Below are 19,455 nucleotides of genomic sequence, written 5' to 3'. Positions count from 1 at the left end.
ATATTCGTCCTGCGGGGAGGACACACGCCATGACCACTGCCATTGCGCCGGAAAAGTTTGAGTCGCTAGATTTCGAGGCCATCGCCCTAGCGGGGTTGCTGCCGGCCCTAGCGCGCCGGAAGGACTTTTCGGGCGCTACCTTGACGGACCAGGGCTTTGGCGATACTCCCGCTGGAGTGCAGCTCTCCCGCCAGCTTTCGGTGCTATTCCTTCAGCGCGACGAGTTCGCAGACACCTCCGCACACGCTCCGCGGGCTTTTGTTTCGCATCGCACTATCAGCGGTTTCGGCTTGAGCACCCGCCAAGCGTGGGACTTGGCGGCAGCGAACCTGCAAAGGCGCGCTCTTACTGCCCAAGGACTGCGCTTTCGCACCCGTTGCGCGGCGGAGATTCTGCCGGGCTGCGAGGAAGGCATTCAAATCCAGGCCCGCGGCGCCGAGGCTAGTGCGTGGTTGGCGCATCCGCAGACTTTCAGCATCATGGACTCGCACCTGCGCCGCTTAACCCATGCAACAGCTCGGCAGACGTTGTACTACCTGGTTCCGGATCCCGCCACGGTGGTGGCCTTGCATGACTCGCCGCTAAAGCGCGTCCGGCACTGGTCACGGCGCTTAAACGAGCAAAGGCGCCTGCGCGGTGCGGTTCTTGCGCCCGAACCACTATTATGGGCTAACGGATTTCCTCTAGAAGCTTAGGGGAATAAACGCATGCTTAAGCAAAAAGTCAGGAGGTCGGTGCGGGGTGAAGGAATCCGCCATCTCTCGGTTGAGCAACCAGTATCACGAGTGGGTTCGCCGGCATCCACGAGCAGAAGCAGACTTCAACGAGGCCATCGAGGACCTGCTTAACGACGCCGGCGTTATCTTCGACCGCGCCTCCGCCCGCGTCAAGCGCTGGCCATCGCTAAAAGCCAAGGCCAAAAAGCGCCACGCAAACGGCGAGCTTTATTACCCCAGACCCTGGGAAGACATCCACGACGTTCTCGGCGTGCGCATTACGGTCTTCCACTCCACCGCTATCCCCCAGGCGCTCGAGGTCTTGGGCGATTCCTTTGCGGTGGTGCGCTCGGTGGATAAGGCCGCAGAGACCCGCATTTCCGGCGGTTTTGGCTACGGCTCCCACCATTTAGTGCTGCGCGTGACCAACGCGATTGAAGAGCTCGCAGAGTACGAAGGCTGGACCTTTGAGGTACAAATACGCACCGCGCTGCAGCATGCGTGGGCAGAGTTCGAGCACGATATCCGCTATAAGCAAGGCACTGCGGCTCCTTCCGCGCAGGTTGACCGCCTCTTTACCTTGGCCGCCGGGCTTATCGAGCTGGCGGACCAGCAATTCGATCAGATTGCTGCGCTGAAAGATCCTTCCACGGATACCAGCGAAGACGTAGAGCTTTCCGCCGAGACCCTGCCCGGTGTCTTGGCTGTGTTGATGGGCGGGCGCTTCCCGCGCTCGCGTTCGGAGCACTACCGCTTCCTAGCAGAGATTTTGGAGCTCAACGGTGTGACCACAATGAGCCAATTGAAGTCGCTGCTGAATGCAGGTGACATCGCCTTCGTACACGACGCCATCAACTACCGCTTCCGCCCCGGCCAGGTGCGCCTCATCGACGACCTGCTGCTTAATAAATTTGGCAAGCAGCACGTGGAGGCCACTGCCCTTGCAGGAGACCGCAAAGACCGCAAGCGCCGCCTCAATGGCCGCTACAAAGCGCTGCAGAATTACCGCGCGCACTCCTCAAAGACGGAGAAAAAAGAGGCCAATAACTAGCGGAAGCCGCCGCGGAACTTTTCCATCTGGCGGCGTTCCTTCTTGGTAGGCCTGCCCGCGCCGCGCTCGCGGACTGGAACCGAAGGCATGAACTCCTTCGGCGGTGGCGGCGGCGCATGGTCGATGTAACACGCACGAGCCACCGGCGCTCCGACGCGCTTTGCCACGGTGGCTAGGACTTCCAAGTCATGCTCGTGGTGATTGCGCCAGATACGTACGCGATCTCCCGGAACCACCTGCTGGGCAGGCTTTACCGCATTGCCGTTGAGCTTTACGTGCCCCGCCTTCACCGCCTCAGCAGCCTCCGAGCGCGTCTTTGCCATGCGCACAGACCACACCCAGGCGTCGATACGGACGGGTTTTGAGTCAGGTTGGATCGGCATCTAAGCCTTCGGGTCTAGTAATTGTGGTTTTCGTTGACGATCTTTTGCACCTTGCGCCAGTTATAGGCACCGCCAACCACGGCGACGATAAGGCCCAAGGTCATAAAGACCCAGAAAGCAGACAAGGCCCACCCAAGCAGCACGCCACCAGCAACGCCGCCGACCACACTAACTACTCCGTTCCGGGAGTACTTACGAACCTGCTGCTTCTTCAGCTCGATCGGATTGTTGGGGCGTCGTTGCATAGTCATGGCGGCCATTCTAGCGCAGCGCCGACTCTCCCTCGCCCCTAGGTGCCCAGCTCCACCCAGGCGGTGCCGGCTTCGCTAGATTCCACCTCGCCCTGGGAAAGTGCGGCGAGCGTGGCATCCAAGTCTTCCCTGCCGCCGGGCTCGATAGCCAGAGTAAAGGTCACCGCCGCACCATATGCGGTATCAGTAATCTCATAACCACGATTGCGCAGCTCCGCTTCCACGCGGCCGGCCTGGGCATGGCTGAATTCGGCGGAATATAGCTCCCGCAGCGCCCGCGTGCTGCGCTCGACCAATTCGAGCGCCTCGCTGACCGAACCGCCATAAGCATGAACGAGCCCGCCCGCGCCCAACTTCACGCCACCGAAGTAGCGCACGACTACGGCACAGATATCCAGCATTCCCGAGCCTTTCAGCACGTCAAGCATGGGTTTTCCGGCCGTGCCGGAAGGCTCGCCGTCGTCTGAGGAGCGCTCCACTGGGTTGGCTTCGTCAACGTGGTAGATATACGCCGAGCAATGGTGGCGGGCATCAGGGAAGCGTTCGCGCGCGGCGTCGATAAACGCACGCGCCTCACTCTCACAGGTCACTCGATCCACGAGCGTGATAAAGCGCGAGTGCTTAATCTCGATCTCATTTTCAATCTCGCCCGGAACGGGCCGTTCATAGCTGGTCAACACTGCGTGTCAGTCTACCTATGCCACCAGAAAGTCATATTCGGCAGTGCCTGGATGCAGCTGTTGGACGTGAATCTTGGAACTTTCCATGCGCTCAAGCAGTCCGTTCAGGTCCTCTGCACGCCCCAGCTCAAGTCCCACCAAGGCAGCCCCAGTCTCACGATTGTTTCGCTTCAAGTACTCAAACAGCGTGATGTCATCATCCGGGCCCAAAATATCCTGCAGGAAATGTCGCAGCTGGCCTGGTTCCTGCGGGAAATTAACCAAGAAGTAGTGCTTCAAGCCGCGATGCACCAGCGAGCGCTCCATGATTTCGGCATAGCGCAAGACGTCATTGTTACCGCCGGATATCACGCACACCACCACGCTGCCTGGCGCTAACTCCAGCTCGCGCAGACCTGCCACCGAAAGCGCGCCGGCGGGCTCGGCAATGATGCCCTCGTTCTGATACAACCCCAGCAGCTCGGTGCACACAGCGCCTTCAGAAACGCTGTCCCAGCGCACGCGCTGCCTATTTGCCTGCAGGATCTGAAAAGGCAACACCCCTACTCGTTTAACTGCAGCGCCGTCGACGAAGGGATCAACGCTTTCCAAGGTCACCGGCTCGCCTGCCGCGAATGCCGCGCTAAGCGACGCCGCGCCCTGCGGCTCAATTCCCACCACCTGGGTGCGCGGGGACATGTCTGCAAGATAAGAGGTAATTCCGGAGATCAGCCCTCCCCCGCCGACGGGAACCACCATGGTATCCAGGGACTTGCCCTGTGCTGACAGTTGCGCAAGCACCTCGGCAGCGACGGTGCCTTGCCCCGTAACGGTGTCACGCGCGTCGAAGGGCTCGATGAAAATGGCGCCGTGCTCGGCGGCGTCGGCATGCGCGGCTGCGGCGGCCTCATCGAACGTGGAACCGGTGACCACCAGCTCCACCATGTCTGCCCCATGTACCTTAATGCGGTCGCGTTTTTGCTTCGGAGTAGGTTCTGGGACGAAGATTTTTCCTCGAATGCCCATCGAACGGCAAGCATAAGCTACGCCTTGCGCATGGTTTCCGGCCGAAGCTGTCACGATGCCGAGACGGCGCTGCTCCGCCGAAAGGTTTGAGATGCCATACAGCGCGCCGCGGATTTTATAAGAGCGCACGTCTTGCAGGTCTTCGCGCTTGAGATAAACTTCAGCGCCTATTTCTTGGGAAAGGCGCGGGCAATAGTGCAGGGGTGTGGGAGAAATTTCCGAGCTAATTCTCGCCTGTGCCATCTGAATATCGGAGGCATGGATCGGTGAATAAGCAGCGGAAGTTTCAGTCATGCGCCAAGTTTAGCGTGTCCGCTACCCCGCGGGATGCGATTATCTAATAATCGACCGGTTTATGGGAAGTTCACTCAGAACTTTCTGGAGAGTTAGCTGAAGTTAGCATGCGGATAACTTTCTCCAGCGAAGGTATTCGATGGTTTTCGCTGCGTTTTCTCGCACGAATTATCTCTCTTTCCTACTCTCTTCCTACTTTCTTCAAGGAATTCACAACTTATGTCTCAAGCTCCCCGTTTTTCTCTCCGCCGGCGCGCCACCGCAATGTGTGCGGCCCTTGTGACCAGTTTTTCGCTGGTTAGCCCCGCGCATGGCGCCATCGTGGCGAAACCGGTAGAAGAATCTGCCGCCGACGCCGGAATCAAACTCACCCCGCTGGGCACCTACGAGTCCGGGGTGCATGGCGAATCGGCCGCGGAAATCGTGGCCTTCCACGCCGCTTCCCAGCGCATCCTGACCATCAACGCGGTATCGGGTGAGGTCGATATCCTGGATGCTTCCGACGCCGCGCACCCGCGCAAGGTTTCTACCGTCTCCGCTGGCGGCGACAAGGAAATCAACTCCGTCGCCGTCCGCCCTGATGGCCTTGCCGTCGCAGCTGTTCAGCAACAAGACAAGACCGAGCAGGGCGAGGCTCTCTTCTTTGACGTCAACTCGGGCGAGGAGTTGGGGCGTATCACCGTCGGAGCACTGCCGGATAACGTACACATCACTGCTGATGGCGCTTACGCTCTGCTTGCCAATGAGGGCGAGCCTTCTAACGAGCTCAACGCAGCTGGCGATGACTACCTAAGCGATCCGGAGGGTTCCATCTCCGTCATCGCGCTGCCGCAGGATGTCGCAGCGCCGACGCAGGCAGATGCTCGCATCGCTGATTTCCGAGCTTTTGATAACACCCCGCTTCCCGCAGGCGTGCGCGTGTTTGGCCCGGAGGCACACGATGCTAAGCCTTCCATCGACTTCGAGCCGGAGTACATCACCTCCGCCGAGGGCAAGGCCTACGTGAGCCTGCAGGAAGCAAATGCCATTGCGGTCGTTGATATCGAATCAGCAAGCGTGGAAAAAATTCTGCCTGCCCACATCGCTGACCACTCCCAAGTAGCCCTCGATACCTCCAACAAAGATGACGCCGCTGAGCTGCGCACCCTGGGGGTTAAGGGCTTGTCGATGCCGGATTCTATCGGCGCTTTCCAAACCAACGGTCAAACCTATTTCGCCACCGCAAACGAGGGCGACGCCCGCGAGTGGGGCATCGATGAGAAAGATGGCGGCACGGGTGTCTACTCCGAGGAGGCCAAGCTGAAGGACCTCATTGAGGCAGGAAAGGTATGTGAGGGCGCGCTTGGCGACGCCAACCTCGACGAGCTTGCCAGCAAGAAAGTCGCCGGCAACCTGAAGGTCACCACGGCTTCCGGCTGGAATGCGGACAAAGAATGCTTCGATACGGTCTATAGCTTTGGCAGCCGTTCCTTTTCTATCTACGACGCCGCCGGCAATGTTGTATTCGATTCTGGCTCCGAGTTCGAGAAAATCAGCGCCAAACTGCATGCCGAAGGCGTCTTAAACCACAACGCCGACAATGAGTCTGCGGAGTTTGATGATCGCTCTGACAATAAGGGCCCGGAACCAGAGGCACTTGCTGTTGGCAAGGTTGACGACAGGACCTACGCATTCATCGGCGCCGAGCGCCTCGGCGGCATCTTTGTCTACGACGTCACCGACCCCACAAATGCTAAGTTCACCACCTACGTCAACAACCGTGACTTCAGCACCGATGAATTTTCCCAGGCCGGCGACCTAGGCCCTGAGGGCTTTGCGTTCGTGGACAAGAAGGACTCCCCAACCGGGCGTTACATGCTTATCGTCGGCAATGAGGTCTCCGGCACGACCACCACCTACGACATCGAAGACCTCACCTCGGCAGACGATCCCGCGCGCGCCTCTTCCGGGGCTTCGTCGCAAGGTTCTTCCCTGAGCTCGACCGGAAGCTCCGTGCATGGCTCCTCCGTGGGCGCGGCGCTGAGCATCTTCGCTTTAATCGCAGCGGTGGTGGGCGTGGCCTTCACGCCGGGCCTACGTGACCAGGTTCTCGGCTTCCTGCCTGGACATCTGCGCTCTGAACTGGAAAAATTCTTCTAGTAAAATTTTAGGCTCTTGATTCGCGCGAGCTTGCTACGGTAGATGAGTTATTAATTGCCTTCACTGGCTCCCGCGCCACACTCCAAGGAGAACTAATTCTCATGCGTCTTTCCACCACCATGGTCGCAGCTTGCGCCACCGGTCTCGCTCTCATCACCCCTGTCGCCGCAAACGCCGCTCCAGCTGCTCCCACGCCAGAACTATCCGCTGAATGCCAGGCCCAGGTAGATAAGGCTGTTCAGGACCACAAGGATGCTGTTGAGGCCGGCACCGCGGGTTCTTCTTTCATGGGCCCACAGGAGCTGCTCAAGGGAATCCTCAGCGGCTACGGTTCCTCCGGCATGCCGGCAACCCCGCCATGCGTTGCTGCAGAAAAGGACGCCGCCGCTAAGGCCAAGGAAGAGGAAAATTGGTCAAAGATGCCGGAGTGGGCACAGTCCGCTCGCCCATCTGAGGAGACCAAGGAAGTCTTCGCTTGGGTCTCCATCGCCCTGACCGGCGTCGCTACGGTTGTCCAGGTCCTCGCAATGGTTGCTAAGGCTAACCCGGCCATCCTCGAGCCGGTCAAGCAGATGCTGCGCAACGCAGGCGTCAAGTTCTAAAACCTTAAAGAAGCGGCACGCGCTCCTCACTTTCGCGGGGTAGGGCGCGTGCCGCTTTTCGTATGTGGAAGACCTATTCAGAAGGACTAGAACAGTTCGCGGGTGGCGAGCTCGGCGCCATCGACAAGCGCTTGTAGCTTTGCCCACGCAATCTGATAGTGCAGACGCCCACCCAGGCCGCAGTCAGTCGAGGCCACGACGTTTTCCGGGCCTACCAGCTCGGCAAACTTGATGATGCGATCGGCCACGAGCTGCGGGTGCTCCACCGCATTGGTGGAATGCGAAACCACGCCCGGGTAGATGACGGTTCCCTCCGGCAGCTTGTGGTCCTGCCACACGCGCCACTCGTGGGCATGGCGCGGCGAAGCGCCCTCGAAGGAGAAACCACCGACCTTGGCCTGCAGAATCTCTTCGATGATGTCACCGAACGGGATGTCGGTGACATGCGGTCCATGCCACGATCCCCAGCAGATGTGCAAGCGGGTCTGCTCGCGCGGGATGTCCTTGATGGACTCGTTGAGCACCGCGATGCGCTCATGCAGGAAAGCCTGGAAGTCAGCCACTGACGGCTCCGGCACCACGCTATCCCAGGCCTCTGCCAGGTCAGGGGCATCGAACTGAACAGTCAGACCAGCATCGGTGATGGCCTTGTACTCCGCTTTCAGGGCCTCACCGCAGGCGCGGACCAGGTCGATGTCTTCCTCATAGAACTTGTTGGGAAGGCGCGCCGCCGAGCCCGGCGACAATGCCGCCACGAAGCCGTTGCTGGCCCCTGCCTTGCTCATCGCCTGCTTCAGCAAAGAAACATCCGCATCCACCTGGTCATGGCCAATGTAGGTCACGGGACCGGTGAACTCTGGGTTCGCCACCTTCTTGCGACCGGTAAAAATGCCCGAGTCAGGGTCGTTATAGGCCTCCGCGAAAAGCGCTCGGTCACGGCGATCCTTCATCGAAGAAAGGCGAATCTTACCTGGCGCTTTACGACGTCGTCTACCGAGCGCTCCAGGATCTCGTGAAAGGCTTCGTCGCTAATTTCTCCGGCAGAACGCTGAAGGTTAGCCTCCAGCAGTTCCTCCGTACGCGGCAGCGAACCCACGTGGGTAGTGCGAATCTTGTTGACCATAAGTGCGTGTACCTCCGATTTTTCACTTCTAGACTGTGCTGTCTAGATTAACCGAAGGCTCCACGCGCGTTAAGGCTTTTGGCGCTTTAGATTCACCTGCTAAGTTCACCCATTAAAGTCACGCGGCCGTCTAGCCCAGAATTCCGGCACCCATCGTGGCCTTCAAGTCACCCATCAGGTTGCCCGAACGCTCCACGCGCAGGTGTTCGCCAAGGACCATCATGGTGGACTCCGCGCCGTCGACAAGCGTTAAGTACACATCCGACTCGCCCTTGTTGTTGACCAGCACCTGCTTGAGCTTGGCGATGTTTTCCATCGTGCACTGATCCGTGCGCATGGTAAGGCGCAGCGGCAGGCCCGCTCCCCCACCTGGCCCCAAATCCGGCACCCGGATATCGGAGCAGAACAGGGACATACGCTCGTCACGAATCTTGACCTGTACTTTGGCCAAAATGATGTTGTCTTCCGCAATCTGCGGTGCCACCAGCGAATAGACCTGGTTGAAGACCAGAATATCCACCTGCGCGCCGTTGTGGTCTTCCATATTCACGATCGCCCACGGAGAGCCATCACGCTTGGAAAAGCGCCTGTCAACGCCCGAGATGATGCCGCCGATAACCAGCTCCTGGCCGTTGTGAACCTCGCCGGAGAGAATCTTCGGCAGTGGCGTATCCGTCTGCGACTCAAGTGCTTCCTCGAAACCGTCCAGCGGATGGCCGGAGACGTAAAGACCCAGCATCTCGCGCTCCAAGGCGAGCTCATGCTTGCGCTCCCAGTTGTCGTCCGGGATATCAATGGCGAAGGCAGAAGCCACTTCAGATTGCTCATCGCCGCCGAAGCCAGCAAAAAGGTCGAACTGCCCCTTGTCCGCTGCCTTCTTCGTGGTCTGCACGGCATCGACTGCATCCTCGTGGATGAGCATCAAGCCCTTGCGCGGGTGCTCCATGGAATCGAAGGCGCCGGCCTTGATGAGCGATTCCGTCACGCGCTTGGTGCAAGCGGTCAGCTCAATCTTGTCGAGGTAATCCGAAAAAGAGGTAAATGCGCCCTTTTCCTTGCGGGTCTTGACGATGGACTCCACCACTTCCGAGCCGACGTTACGGATAGCGCCCATGCCGAAGCGAATATCCTCACCGACCGCCTGGAAGTTCTCCACAGACTCGTTGACGTCGGGCGAAAGCACCTTGATGCCAAGGTGGCGGCAATCGGAAAGATAGATAGCGGACTTATCTTTCTTATCGCCCACCGAGGTCAGCAGTGCTGCCATGTACTCCGGCGCGTAGTAGGCCTTGAGATACGCGGTCCAGAAGGAAACCAGGCCGTAGCCTGCGGCGTGGGACTTGTTAAACGCGTAGGAAGCGAAGGGCTCAATCGTGCCCCACAGCGCATCCATGGCGTCCTTGGAGTAGCCGTTTTCCTGCATGCCGCCCCAGAACTTGTCGTACTGCTGGGCTAGGACTTCCGGCTTCTTCTTACCCATGGCCTTGCGGAAGCCATCTGCCTCACCAGCGGTGTAATTGGCTACCTTCTGGGAGATACGCATGATCTGCTCCTGGTAGACGATAAGACCATAGGTCTCATCGAGGATCTCACGCAGCGGCTCCTCCAGCTCGGGGTGAATCGGCGTGATTTCCTTGCGGCCGTTCTTGCGGTCCGCATAGTCCCAGTGTGCGTTAACGCCCATCGGGCCCGGGCGGTATAGCGCCAGCGACGCGACGATGTCTTTAAAGCCCGTCGGTTTCATGCGCTTAAGCAGCTCCTGCATGCCGCCGGAGTCCAGCTGGAACACGCCCAGGGTCTCGCCGCGGGAAAGCAGCTCGTATACCTTTGACACGTTAGGGTCGTCGGCGTGGATTTCCTCCAGTTGGATTTCCTCGCCGCGGTTTTTCTTGATGTTTTCTAGGCAATCGCCGATGACTGTGAGGTTTCGCAGTCCCAGGAAGTCCATCTTCAGCAGGCCAATGGCCTCGCATGCCGGGTAATCCCAGCCGGTAATATACGCGCCGTCGGCAGGCCTTTGCCACATCGGAATGTGGTCCATCAGGCGCACGGACGCCATAATCACCGCACAAGCGTGCACACCGGCCTGGCGGACGACGCCCTCGAGACCACGCGCGGTCTCATAAATCTTCTTGACGTCCGGGTCCGTCTCAATCATCTGCCGGACCTCGGTGGCCTCTGAGTAGCGCTCGTGCTCCGGGTCCATGATGCCCGATAGCGGAATGTCCTTCGCCATGATGGCAGGCGGCAGCGCGCCGTTGATGCGGTCAGCCATCTGGAAGCCTGGCTGGCCAAAGTGCACTTTCGCGGAGTCCTTGATGGCCTGCTTGGTCTTCACGGTGCCGAAGGTAATCACCTGCGCGACCTTGTCCTCGCCCCAACGATCGGCGGCGTACTGAATCATCTCGCCACGGCGGCGGTCGTCGAAGTCGATATCAATATCCGGTGCGGATGGACGCTCCGGGTTGAGGAATCGCTCGAAGAGGAGGTCGTGCTCAATTGGGTCAATATTCGTGATGGTAAGCGCGTAAGCCACCAGCGCACCTGCCGCGGAACCACGCCCCGGCCCCACGCGAATGCCCACGGATCGCGCATGCTTGATGAGCTCGGCCACGATGAGGAAGTAGGAAGGATAACCCTTCATATCGATGACGCTGATTTCATACTCAGCGCGCTTCACGTACTCCTCCGGCACCTCCTTGCCCGGGAAGCGATCCTGCAGGCCCTCCATCACCTCGTGGGTCAGCCAGGAAGTTGGCGTGTGACCTTCCGGCACGTCCGCAATCGGCATGCGGTCGTGGGTATGCTCCTCCCAAATCTCGCCGTAGTCCTGTACGCGTTCGGCGATCCACAGGGTGTTATCGCAGCCGTCTGGAATCATGTCATCCCAGATCTCACGCATCTGCGCTGCGGATTTGATGTAGTAACCGGTGCCGTCAAACTTGAAGCGATCCGGGTCCATGAAGGTCTTGCCGGTCTGCACACACAGCATTGCCTCATGCGAGGGCGCCTGGCTTTCCAGCACGTAGTGGCAGTCATTGGTAACAAGCGGCGGCAGGTCCAGTTTGCGGCCGATTTCCAACAGGCCGTCACGCGTGCGCTTCTCGATGTCGAGCCCGTGGTCCATGAGCTCCAAGAAGAAGTTATCCTTGCCATAGATGTCCTGCCACATCGCGGCAGCCTCCAGCGCCTCGTCGAACTGGCCTAAGCGCAGGCGAGTCTGGACGTCGCCAGACGGGCAGCCGGTAGTGGCGATGATGCCTTCTGCATGCTCTGCGATGAGCTCGGCATCCATACGCGGCCACTTACCCAATTGGCCCTCATAAGAAGCCAGCGAGGAAAGCTTGAACAGGTTTTTTAGGCCCGTCGCGTTTTCCGCCAGCATCGTTTGGTGCAGGTAAGCACCCGATGCGGAGACGTCGTCACGCTTTTGATCAGGAGTGCCCCACAGCACGCGCTTTTTGTTAAAGCGCGACTCCGGCGCCATGTAGGCCTCAATGCCGATGATGGGCTTCACACCCGCGCTGGTCATCCTCTTATAGAAAGCGTTAGAGCCATACATATTGCCGTGGTCGGTCATGCCCACGGCCGGCATCTCCTGGCGCACCACCTCATCGGCGAGCATGTCCACCTTGGCCATGCCGTCCAACATCGAGAACTCGGTGTGATTGTGAAGGTGAACAAAGGAGGAGTTTTTCGCCATGCGGGTTAGTTTAGCGGGCGCGTCAAACCCCGACGCCGCGCCGAAAATACTGACAAGAATTCTTCGCAGTTTCGGCTGCCAACGAGTACATTATTTCCCGATGATTTACACCATTGCTGCCTATCTCATGTGGGGCTTCTTCCCCGCTTTCTTCCCGCTTTTGCTGCCAGCGAGCCCGCTGGAGATTCTGGCGCACCGCATCGTGTGGACTGCCGTGCTGGTTACCGGTTTCCTTTTCCTCACCGGCGGTTGGCGCGAGTTACGGGCGTTTAGCGCACGCACGTGGGGATGGATGCTCGCGTGTGGTGTCGCCATTACGGTCAACTGGGGCACTTACGTCATTGCGATTAACTCCGGGCATGTTGCCGACGCCGCGCTGGGCTACTTCATCAACCCGCTTGTTTCGGTGGCGCTCGGCATCATCTTCTTGAAGGAAACGCTCAACAAGGCGCAGGCGGCATCGGTTGGCGTGGCCTTCATCGCCGTTATCTGGCTGACGTTTATGACCGGCCAGGCACCGTATATCTCCCTGGCTTTGGCGTTTAGCTTTGGCATCTACGGCCTTATGAAAAAGCGCATCCACGTCTCCTCTACTGGTTCGGTGGCGGCGGAGACCATCGCGATGCTGCCGGTGGCAATCGGCTATCTGGTCTGGCTAACCTTCCAAGGCCAATCCACATTTGCCAGCGAAGGCCCCAGCCACATTGTGCTTCTGATTGCCTCCGGCCTGATCACCGCTTTGCCGCTGCTGTGCTTTGCCAAGGGCGCCAAACAGCTACCGCTGGCCACAGTGGGCATGCTGCAGTACATGACCCCTATCATGCAGATGCTCTGGGCACTGTTTGTCAATCACGAGCACATGTCCACCGCCCGCTGGATTGGCTTTGGCATCATCTGGGTGGCGGTTATCATCTACCTCGCGGATCTGGTCCGCACGCGCCGCGCTTCCCGACGCCGCGCCCGCTAACGCATCTCTTTCCGCGCTGCCTTTGCTCGGCGGCGCCTTTCTTTTTCTTCCCGCGCATCAAGCGCCCAGCGCGGCATCTGAAAAATCATAAACAAGCAATAGACGGCCACGAAGGCACAGATGCCAATCGAAAGCGGCTCACCGGAAGTAAAAAACAGAAACACCAGCCCAATAAGACAGAACACCAGCCCCGCCCACACGGCAATGTAGGCAAAGCGGTAGTTCGGCATCCAGGCGCTGGTATCGGCAAAAATGCGCATCTTTATCCTCTTCTGTGTTCCTTCTTCCGGTTCTTTTGCGAGCCCTTTCGCGAGAGCCCGTGCTTGAGCATGCACTAGTACTGCAAGGAATTTAGGGGCCGGACGCCAAAGCTGCCCCAGGCGGCGTCGGCAGGCGCGGGTTCTACTGCAGCAACCAACTCGTTGCCGGCAATCTCGCGCAGGCTATCGCCATCAGCCCAGACGATGACCGCATCCACCTTCGACGGCACATTCGCTTGGCCTACTCCCGCATAGGAATCGCGCAGGCGCTTTATCTCCGTATCGATAACGCCAGCGCGGTCTGCTCCTGCAGTAGGCTCCGGCACTGCCAAAGGTGCCGCCATCCCTAAGATGATGGCGCTCATGCGCGGGGCCGGCTCCGCCAGAGCGGCGACCTGCTGCGAGTTCAATGACTCGTCAAAGCTGACCAACGCATATGCTGGTTCATCGGCAGCAGCAAGCGCGTCTGCTGCCCGAGCTACGTATTCCTCCCGCGACTCGTTATCGGGGCCTAGCTGATCCCCCTGCAGAGCCACCGTGGACTTGGTACCGAAAAGCCCAAAGCACAGCAGGATGAATAGAACAAGCATTACTGCCATAACGCCCGCTGCTATCCGACGCCGCCGATAAATCTCCGGTGGATGCTTCATCCGCGTAGTTCCTCCAGCGCAAAGCGCAGATCATCCGGATACGGCGCCGACACCTCGAAGTACTTGCCCGTTCCCGGGTGGGCAAAGCCCAACGTCACCGCATGCAGCCACTGCCTAACCAGCCGCAGGCGCTTGGCCAGGTTCGGATCGCAGCCATACATGGGATCGCCCACGCAGGGATGCCCCGTTGCCGCCATGTGCACGCGAATCTGGTGGGTGCGCCCAGTTTCTAGGTGTACCTCGAGCAGGCTGGCCTCGCGAAAGGCTTCAAGTAGCTTGTAGTGGGTCACGGCGTGCTTGCCATCGTCTACCACCGCAAACTTCCAGCCGGAGGAGGGATGGCGGCCAATCGGCGCATCGATGGTTCCCACAATCGGGTCCGGGAGGCCCTGGACCACCGCGTGATAGGTCTTGGTCACGGTGCGTTCTTTAAACGCTGCCTTCAGCTGCGAATAGGCGCGCTCACTTGCGGCCACCACCATCACGCCCGAGGTGCCGACGTCAAGGCGGTGGACGATGCCCTTGCGTTCGGTAGGCCCGGCGTCGGCAAGCTGGTAGCCCGCCGCGCGCAAACCGCCGATGACTGTGGGGCCTTCCCAGCCCAGCGTCGGATGCGCCGCCACGCCCACCGGCTTGTGCACGCAAATGACATCGTCATCGGCATAGAGCACATCCATGCCCTCGACGAGTTCTTCCTTCGGAATCAGCGGCTCCTCCGGCGCGGGCATCATGACGTCAATCCAGCCGCCTGCCTCCAAGCGGTCGGACTTGGCTACCGCAGCACCGTCCATCTCGACGTCGCCAGCCATGCACAAATCCGCAGCCTTTGCCCGGGAGATACCGATGAGCTTGGCCAAGGCGGCGTCGGCACGCATGCCCTCGAGGCCTTCTGGAATCGGAAGTCTACGACTCTCGCGCATCGCCACCTGCCTTTTCTGCTTGCTTCTTTGTATCTTCCAGCAACATCGCCACAATGAATACCACTACGCCGCAGGTAATCGAGGCATCCGCCAGATTAAATACTGCGAACCGTCCCACGGAGATGTAATCCACTACATGACCAAACCAAAAGCCCGGCTCGCGGAAGAGTCGGTCGATGAGGTTACCCAGCGCGCCGCCGGCGATCATGGCTAAGCTCACGGCCTGCCATTTGTCCTTCATCCGCGGCGCCGCGATAGCCACGCCCACGACGAATGCCAGCTGAATGGTGGTAAACAGCCAAGTACTGCCCTCGCCGCCCATAGAAAAGGCCGCGCCGGGGTTAAACAGAAGGTAGAAGCGGAACCATCCGCCGATAATATTCATCGGCTCCCCCTCAGTGAGGATGGACAGCATTATTTGCTTTACTGCTTGGTCAATGACGGCCACCGCGGTAACTACCGCGGCCATCAGCCCAACGAAACTCCTTCTTTTTTGACTCACCCAAGTCATTCTAAACACCCGCTTCCGGTAATTTGGAATGCTGTGTTCCGTGTTAAAGCTTTAGCCACCGTTTCTGTCCTCGCGCTCGCCGCCTCACCGCTTAGCGCCTGCTCCTATGAAAAGCCTGCGCCAACCGTTGAGCAGCCGGTGGGCCTGCCAATCGACGCCCCGCGCATCACCGTCGAATCCGCAGGCAGCGGAGAAAAGCGGGTGCTTTCCTACCACGACATCGATGCCGAGCAGAAAGTCACCTATTCCGTAACCGAGGGCTTTAGCCAGGACCTGATGAAGTCTTCTGCGGCCAAGGACTTCAATGCCTCCAAGATTAAGGCGGCCACCACGACGCTGCCGCTAGAGGCCAGCGTCGATGAGGCTACCGAGAACGTCGAGGGCCAGCTGCCTGCTACCCGCAACGTTTTTGCCACCAGCGGCACGCCGGAATACTCCGGGGATGCTGATGCTTCCTCCGGCGAGGGATTCCAGTTTGGCTGGCGTGCCGAGGACTCGGGCCAGATGTCTTCGCTGCGCTTGGCCGCGCCGCAAGACGGCACCGACGAGGCCCGCGGCATTACTGAACAGGCCATCATGAAGCTGACTTCCCTACCTGTAGTCTTCCCGGACGAGGAAATCGGCAAGGGCGCAAAGTGGTCAGTGGAATCCCGCGTGGCCGGCGAGTCCACGTTGCTACAAACCGCAACTTATACGCTGGATGAGCAGGACGGCGACGTCGTCAAGCTCAGTGTTTCTGTAAAGCAGCGCCCATCCCTGGGCGCGCTGTCTTTCGAAGGGCAAGCCGCGGGCACGGAGCTGGCTGATAAAGAGCTCAAGGTCATGGACTCCACAACCGATTCCTCTGGCCAGCTGACCGTGGACCTATCGCAGCCGCTGCCAACCGACGGCGAGGTGGCCATCGACACCAAAATCACCTACGGCGCCGACTCCTCCGACCTGCGCGTGGTGCAGTCCACCACCACAGATCTGAAGTTCTCCCCAGCTAAGTAGTTCCCGGCTTCGAGTTTTAGCTCTTCTTTTCTAGCGCTTGTTCGCTTGTTACTGCGCCGGCTGCTCGGCCGGAGCGCTTTCTGCCGGCGCACCTGCAGCGCCGCCTGCGGTATCCGCGCACATCGGCGGGACTTGCTCTGGCGGCACGATGTTGGAAACCAGGATGCAGGCCCAGTTCTTCGACAGCTTCCAGTCGCCGTTTTCGAAGACAAACTCAACCTGGTCTGCGGTCTGGCCCTGGCCGTCCGGGGTAGAGAAGTTAACGGTAGCCAGCGCGGATTCTGGGCTGTAGCCCGGCAGCACTGGGTCGACGACCTCAAAAACTGCGCCGGACTCTGCCTGGGAGGCTGCCATGACGTCGAAAAGCTCTGGCGCCTCCTCGGAGCCTTGCACGGTCTTGGTCTTTTCCTCGACCGGCACGTTCGGGTCGGTGGCCTTGGTCAGGATGGCGTTGAGGGCAGCTGCATCCGGAATCTCAGTGGAGGCAATTGAGGTCTCCTCTGCACTCGAGGACTTCTCAGCAGATGATGGTTTAGCCTTGTCAGCTTCATCGGAAGAAGAGCAGGCAGCCAAAGCGGTAGCAGCACTAACGGCCATGAGAGCGGCCCCGAGCTTGGTGAACTTCACTTTTTCTCCTCACGTTGGGTGGCGCGACTTCGCATCTTAGCGCACGATAATTGTCGCTTTTCTTCACACCACATTACCCACGCCACTTCCATTTCCGTGCGCCCCGCGCCCACCAACACCATCTTTTTCGCTACTAATACCCCGCCGCTAATCGCTAGGGTGGAGTCCATGACTATCGCGCTTATCGCCACCGGCGGCACCATCGCCTGCACCGCGGCCGCGGACGGCTCGCTCATTCCAACAGTCACCGGCCAGGAACTGGCCCGTAGCCTTTCGGCAGACATTGAAGTCATCGAATTCCGCCAACTCGACTCCAGCTCCATCACCTTGGCGGATCTCGATGAGCTGCTCGGCACCGTCCACGTGCAACTCACCCGCACCGACATCGACGGCATCCTCATCACCCATGGCACGGATTCCATGGAAGAAACCGCCATGGCGCTTTCCATTTTTGATCCGGGCACAAAGCCCGTTGTTCTCACAGGCGCGCAGCGGTCTTTCGATCATCCCGGAGGCGACGGTCCGCGCAACCTCCACGACAGCCTGCACCTCATCGAGCAAGGAACCCCCGGTGTTTATATCCAGTTCGGAGGCATGACCATCCCGGCGCGCGGGGCACGCAAGAACCACACCTTTCATCTCAACGGCTTTGAATCGATGCCCGTTGGCGAATCCAATCTCTTTCCCCTACCGCTTGCCCCACTCGCACCACACCCGGTTGCCATCCTTGCCGCGTACCCCGGCGCTGACGCCACGCTTGTCGACGCCGCCATTCCCCACTTTTCGGGCCTCGTCATCGAGGCGCTCGGTTCCGGAAACATGGGCGAAGGTATGGGCGAAGGCGTAGCGCGCGCACTCGAAGCAGGCCTTCCCGTTGCCATCAGCACCCGCGTGCCCTACGGCACTACTTCCCTCGCCTACGGCGGCTCCGGTGGTGGTGCAACGCTTGCCGATAAAGGCGCGGTTAGTGCTGGCGCTTTCCGCCCCGGTCAAGCGCGAATCCTTCTCGCCGCCGCCCTCGCCACCGGCACTCCCGTCTCCGAAGTTTTCGCCGCCAAAGCAGCGCCGAAACAATACTCGCGCTAGCTTTACACAGCGCCTGACTCAGTGCCTGGTTCAGCATCCGGATCAGCGTCCTGCGCAAACCACTCCGGCCATACCAAAGAATCAAGTGGGTCCCCGGGCATTAGATCCGGATCATCAGCAGCAAAGGATTTGGTGCGGCCGGGGCCTGTCGCACGCGTTTCAAACCGCACGCTGACCACACCGTGACCGGCGCCCTGAATCCAGCCGTGGCCATAATCGGGATGATAAACGTCTTGCGTTGCCCGCCACGTGCTATCGGGTTCGTCCTCGATGCTTACTTCCACGCGCCCCTCATCAAGTGCGTTGTCCGAAACTCCGGCCTCGTAGTCATCGTCCGCTTTACTCGGCGGGCGCACCACCACGCGGTCCAGCTCAGGAAAGAGTACGTCTTGGCGCGCGGCCTCCAAGCCCGAATAGCTCACGCCCACCAAACGAATCGGACCAAGCTCATCGGGATAGCGCGCGAGCTTGAATGCCGTTGCTTTTAAGGTTTCCACATCATCCGTGGCATAAGGAAGCGTGGCCGAGCGCGATTCGATGTGGAAATCTGCCATCCGCAGTTTGACGGAGACGGTGCGGGCACCGCGGCCGTCGCGAAGCAAGCGCCGATGCGCGCCCTCCGCCGCCCTCACAATCGCAGCGTCTACCTCCGCTACCGTGAGCAAATCCTTAGGATAGGTATGCTCCGTGGAAATCTGCTTGGCCACTGCGCGCGGGGCCACCGCCCTGTCGTCGATGCCTTGAGCGAGCTTCCACAAACCCACACCAATCGTCGCGCCTAAAGAAATCTCCACTTCTTTTTGCGACATCGCCGCCAGCTGCCCGATGGTCTCCACACCGATAGCCGCGAGCTTCGTCCTCGTTACAGGCCCTACGCCCCACAGCTTTCCCACCGGCATGGGGTGGAGAATCTCCAACTGTTTTTCTGCTGGAATCACAAACGTGCCGTCCGGCTTCGCCTCCCCAGAACCAATCTTGGCAAATTGCTTACCCGAACCCGCCCCAATCGAACTCGGCAGGCCAGTCTCCGCACGAATCAGCTCCCGCAGGTTATCTGCCCATTCTTTTACTTCTTCTGGGCTCGCGCCGATCAAAGCTTCAGGCTCCATAAAGGCCTCATCAACGGAAAGCTGCTCTATAACTCCCACGTGTTCCGCGAGAATCTTAAACACTCTTTTCGACGCCGCTGAGTACACCACGTGCCGCGGCTGCACCACCACTCCGCGCAGGCCAACCAACTGCTGGGCGCGGAAAGTGGGCATGGCTGAGTGGGCGCCAAAAACGCGGGCCTCATAGGATGCGCCCGCCACGACGCCGCGCCCGCCGACGCCCGCGACCAACACCGGGCGCCCACGCAACGTCGGCCGGGTCAGCTGCTCGACGGACGCGAAGAAAGCGTCCATGTCGATGTGTAAAACCCAACGCTGCATGCGCCCCATTTTAGAACATGCGTCCTAAATGTCACGCACTGCCCAGCTTTCTAGCATGGAAAAC

18 protein-coding genes and 1 pseudogene are annotated in these 19,455 nt (G+C 59.7%); 7 read left to right on the top strand and 12 right to left on the bottom strand.

What is annotated here, in order from left to right:
* The first annotated feature begins 29 nt into the window (after window positions 1-29).
* The gene (locus tag HMPREF2692_RS09940; RefSeq protein ID WP_061923393.1) at window positions 30-695 is read left to right on the top strand and encodes a hypothetical protein; all 666 of its coding nucleotides are present in this window, start codon (window positions 30-32) and stop codon (window positions 693-695) included.
* A 46-nt stretch (window positions 696-741) separates the two neighbouring features.
* The gene (locus HMPREF2692_RS09935) at window positions 742-1,767 is read left to right on the top strand and encodes a GTP pyrophosphokinase (protein WP_061923395.1); all 1,026 of its coding nucleotides are present in this window, start codon (window positions 742-744) and stop codon (window positions 1,765-1,767) included.
* On the opposite strand, the gene HMPREF2692_RS09930 is transcribed toward HMPREF2692_RS09935, so the two are convergent.
* Genes HMPREF2692_RS09930 through ilvA form a run of 4 tightly spaced genes read right to left on the bottom strand, consistent with a single transcriptional unit; the run spans window position 1,764 to window position 4,380 of the window.
* Window positions 1,764-2,150: an RNA-binding S4 domain-containing protein gene (locus HMPREF2692_RS09930; protein WP_061923398.1), complete on the bottom strand. Its 387-nt coding sequence runs from the start codon at window positions 2,148-2,150 to the stop codon at window positions 1,764-1,766. The two genes, HMPREF2692_RS09935 and HMPREF2692_RS09930, sit on opposite strands and share 4 nt — an antisense overlap.
* 14 nt (window positions 2,151-2,164) lie before the next feature.
* Window positions 2,165-2,401, bottom strand: a complete 237-nt coding sequence (locus HMPREF2692_RS09925; protein ID WP_070823666.1) for a hypothetical protein — start codon at window positions 2,399-2,401, stop codon at window positions 2,165-2,167.
* A 38-nt stretch (window positions 2,402-2,439) separates the two neighbouring features.
* Complete coding sequence (locus HMPREF2692_RS09920) at window positions 2,440-3,081, bottom strand: YigZ family protein (RefSeq protein ID WP_070823521.1); 642 nt, start codon at window positions 3,079-3,081, stop codon at window positions 2,440-2,442.
* Between the two features lie 15 nt (window positions 3,082-3,096).
* Window positions 3,097-4,380, bottom strand: a complete 1,284-nt coding sequence (ilvA, locus tag HMPREF2692_RS09915; protein ID WP_061923404.1) for a threonine ammonia-lyase IlvA — start codon at window positions 4,378-4,380, stop codon at window positions 3,097-3,099.
* 219 nt (window positions 4,381-4,599) lie between these two features.
* Here ilvA and HMPREF2692_RS09910 point away from each other — a divergent pair, with 219 nt between their 5' ends.
* Together HMPREF2692_RS09910 and HMPREF2692_RS09905 are read left to right on the top strand one after the other, a co-directional pair.
* Window positions 4,600-6,519 (top strand): choice-of-anchor I family protein, encoded by a 1,920-nt coding sequence (locus tag HMPREF2692_RS09910; RefSeq protein ID WP_061923407.1) that lies wholly within the window; start codon window positions 4,600-4,602, stop codon window positions 6,517-6,519.
* A 101-nt stretch (window positions 6,520-6,620) separates the two neighbouring features.
* Window positions 6,621-7,121 (top strand): hypothetical protein, encoded by a 501-nt coding sequence (locus HMPREF2692_RS09905; RefSeq protein WP_061923410.1) that lies wholly within the window; start codon window positions 6,621-6,623, stop codon window positions 7,119-7,121.
* A gap of 86 nt (window positions 7,122-7,207) precedes the next feature.
* Here the strand turns inward: HMPREF2692_RS09905 and HMPREF2692_RS09900 are convergent.
* Window positions 7,208-8,244 (bottom strand): annotated as a pseudogene (locus HMPREF2692_RS09900) (cobalamin-independent methionine synthase II family protein).
* 130 nt (window positions 8,245-8,374) lie between these two features.
* Entirely contained in the window at window positions 8,375-11,947 is a 3,573-nt protein-coding gene (gene dnaE / locus HMPREF2692_RS09895) for a DNA polymerase III subunit alpha (protein WP_061923413.1), read from the bottom strand.
* A gap of 100 nt (window positions 11,948-12,047) precedes the next feature.
* Between dnaE and rarD the strand changes: the two genes are divergently transcribed.
* Complete coding sequence (rarD, locus tag HMPREF2692_RS09890) at window positions 12,048-12,914, top strand: EamA family transporter RarD (protein ID WP_062038271.1); 867 nt, start codon at window positions 12,048-12,050, stop codon at window positions 12,912-12,914.
* Here the strand turns inward: rarD and HMPREF2692_RS09885 are convergent.
* From HMPREF2692_RS09885 to lspA, 4 genes are all read right to left on the bottom strand, one after another.
* On the bottom strand, window positions 12,911-13,174 hold the full coding sequence (locus HMPREF2692_RS09885) for a hypothetical protein (RefSeq protein WP_062038268.1): 264 nt from the start codon (window positions 13,172-13,174) through the stop codon (window positions 12,911-12,913). The genes rarD and HMPREF2692_RS09885 overlap by 4 nt on opposite strands.
* A 74-nt stretch (window positions 13,175-13,248) precedes the next feature.
* Window positions 13,249-13,824 carry a hypothetical protein gene (locus HMPREF2692_RS09880; protein WP_070823518.1) on the bottom strand — a complete coding sequence of 192 codons (576 nt, stop codon included), beginning with the start codon at window positions 13,822-13,824 and terminating at the stop codon, window positions 13,249-13,251.
* Window positions 13,821-14,744 (bottom strand): RluA family pseudouridine synthase, encoded by a 924-nt coding sequence (locus HMPREF2692_RS09875; protein WP_062038263.1) that lies wholly within the window; start codon window positions 14,742-14,744, stop codon window positions 13,821-13,823. Before HMPREF2692_RS09875 ends, HMPREF2692_RS09880 begins: the two co-directional genes overlap by 4 nt.
* Window positions 14,728-15,255, bottom strand: a complete 528-nt coding sequence (gene lspA, locus HMPREF2692_RS09870; RefSeq protein WP_061923430.1) for a signal peptidase II — start codon at window positions 15,253-15,255, stop codon at window positions 14,728-14,730. The genes HMPREF2692_RS09875 and lspA overlap by 17 nt, the downstream gene beginning before the upstream one ends.
* Before the next feature lie 33 nt (window positions 15,256-15,288).
* On the opposite strand from lspA, the gene HMPREF2692_RS09865 reads away from it, so the two are divergent.
* On the top strand, window positions 15,289-16,248 hold the full coding sequence (locus HMPREF2692_RS09865) for a hypothetical protein (protein WP_062038261.1): 960 nt from the start codon (window positions 15,289-15,291) through the stop codon (window positions 16,246-16,248).
* A 48-nt stretch (window positions 16,249-16,296) separates the two neighbouring features.
* Here HMPREF2692_RS09865 and HMPREF2692_RS09860 read toward each other — a convergent pair whose 3' ends face one another.
* Window positions 16,297-16,875 carry a WKL family lipoprotein gene (locus HMPREF2692_RS09860; protein WP_070433289.1) on the bottom strand — a complete coding sequence of 193 codons (579 nt, stop codon included), beginning with the start codon at window positions 16,873-16,875 and terminating at the stop codon, window positions 16,297-16,299.
* Window positions 16,876-17,043: 168 nt separating this feature from the next.
* Here HMPREF2692_RS09860 and HMPREF2692_RS09855 point away from each other — a divergent pair, with 168 nt between their 5' ends.
* Window positions 17,044-17,961, top strand: coding sequence for an asparaginase (locus HMPREF2692_RS09855; protein WP_061923439.1), 918 nt, complete (start codon window positions 17,044-17,046; stop codon window positions 17,959-17,961).
* A gap of 2 nt (window positions 17,962-17,963) precedes the next feature.
* On the opposite strand, the gene HMPREF2692_RS09850 is transcribed toward HMPREF2692_RS09855, so the two are convergent.
* The gene (locus tag HMPREF2692_RS09850) at window positions 17,964-19,391 is read right to left on the bottom strand and encodes a DNA polymerase IV (RefSeq protein ID WP_070823665.1); all 1,428 of its coding nucleotides are present in this window, start codon (window positions 19,389-19,391) and stop codon (window positions 17,964-17,966) included.
* Between the last annotated feature and the right edge of the window lie 64 nt (window positions 19,392-19,455).

Origin of the sequence: Corynebacterium sp. HMSC036D03 (assembly GCF_001836185.1) — a bacterium.
In the GTDB taxonomy this organism is placed as follows: domain Bacteria; phylum Actinomycetota; class Actinomycetes; order Mycobacteriales; family Mycobacteriaceae; genus Corynebacterium; species Corynebacterium simulans.
The sequence above is the reverse complement of the archived record's forward strand: the minus strand, read 5'-3'. Positions and strand labels throughout refer to the sequence as shown.

What these genes read in the sequence shown, in the direction of transcription:
- HMPREF2692_RS09940 (WP_061923393.1), top strand. Translation starts at nt 30, where the DNA reads ATGACCACTGCCATTGCGCCGGAAAAGTTTGAGTCGCTAGATTTCGAG.
- HMPREF2692_RS09930 (WP_061923398.1), bottom strand. Translation starts at nt 2,150, where the DNA reads ATGCCGATCCAACCTGACTCAAAACCCGTCCGTATCGACGCCTGGGTG.
- HMPREF2692_RS09925 (WP_070823666.1), bottom strand. Translation starts at nt 2,401, where the DNA reads ATGACTATGCAACGACGCCCCAACAATCCGATCGAGCTGAAGAAGCAG.
- ilvA (WP_061923404.1), bottom strand. Translation starts at nt 4,380, where the DNA reads ATGACTGAAACTTCCGCTGCTTATTCACCGATCCATGCCTCCGATATT.
- HMPREF2692_RS09910 (WP_061923407.1), top strand. Translation starts at nt 4,600, where the DNA reads ATGTCTCAAGCTCCCCGTTTTTCTCTCCGCCGGCGCGCCACCGCAATG.
- HMPREF2692_RS09905 (WP_061923410.1), top strand. Translation starts at nt 6,621, where the DNA reads ATGCGTCTTTCCACCACCATGGTCGCAGCTTGCGCCACCGGTCTCGCT.
- dnaE (WP_061923413.1), bottom strand. Translation starts at nt 11,947, where the DNA reads ATGGCGAAAAACTCCTCCTTTGTTCACCTTCACAATCACACCGAGTTC.
- rarD (WP_062038271.1), top strand. Translation starts at nt 12,048, where the DNA reads ATGATTTACACCATTGCTGCCTATCTCATGTGGGGCTTCTTCCCCGCT.
- HMPREF2692_RS09885 (WP_062038268.1), bottom strand. Translation starts at nt 13,174, where the DNA reads ATGCGCATTTTTGCCGATACCAGCGCCTGGATGCCGAACTACCGCTTT.
- HMPREF2692_RS09880 (WP_070823518.1), bottom strand. Translation starts at nt 13,824, where the DNA reads ATGAAGCATCCACCGGAGATTTATCGGCGGCGTCGGATAGCAGCGGGC.
- HMPREF2692_RS09875 (WP_062038263.1), bottom strand. Translation starts at nt 14,744, where the DNA reads ATGCGCGAGAGTCGTAGACTTCCGATTCCAGAAGGCCTCGAGGGCATG.
- lspA (WP_061923430.1), bottom strand. Translation starts at nt 15,255, where the DNA reads ATGACTTGGGTGAGTCAAAAAAGAAGGAGTTTCGTTGGGCTGATGGCC.
- HMPREF2692_RS09855 (WP_061923439.1), top strand. Translation starts at nt 17,044, where the DNA reads ATGACTATCGCGCTTATCGCCACCGGCGGCACCATCGCCTGCACCGCG.
- HMPREF2692_RS09850 (WP_070823665.1), bottom strand. Translation starts at nt 19,391, where the DNA reads ATGCAGCGTTGGGTTTTACACATCGACATGGACGCTTTCTTCGCGTCC.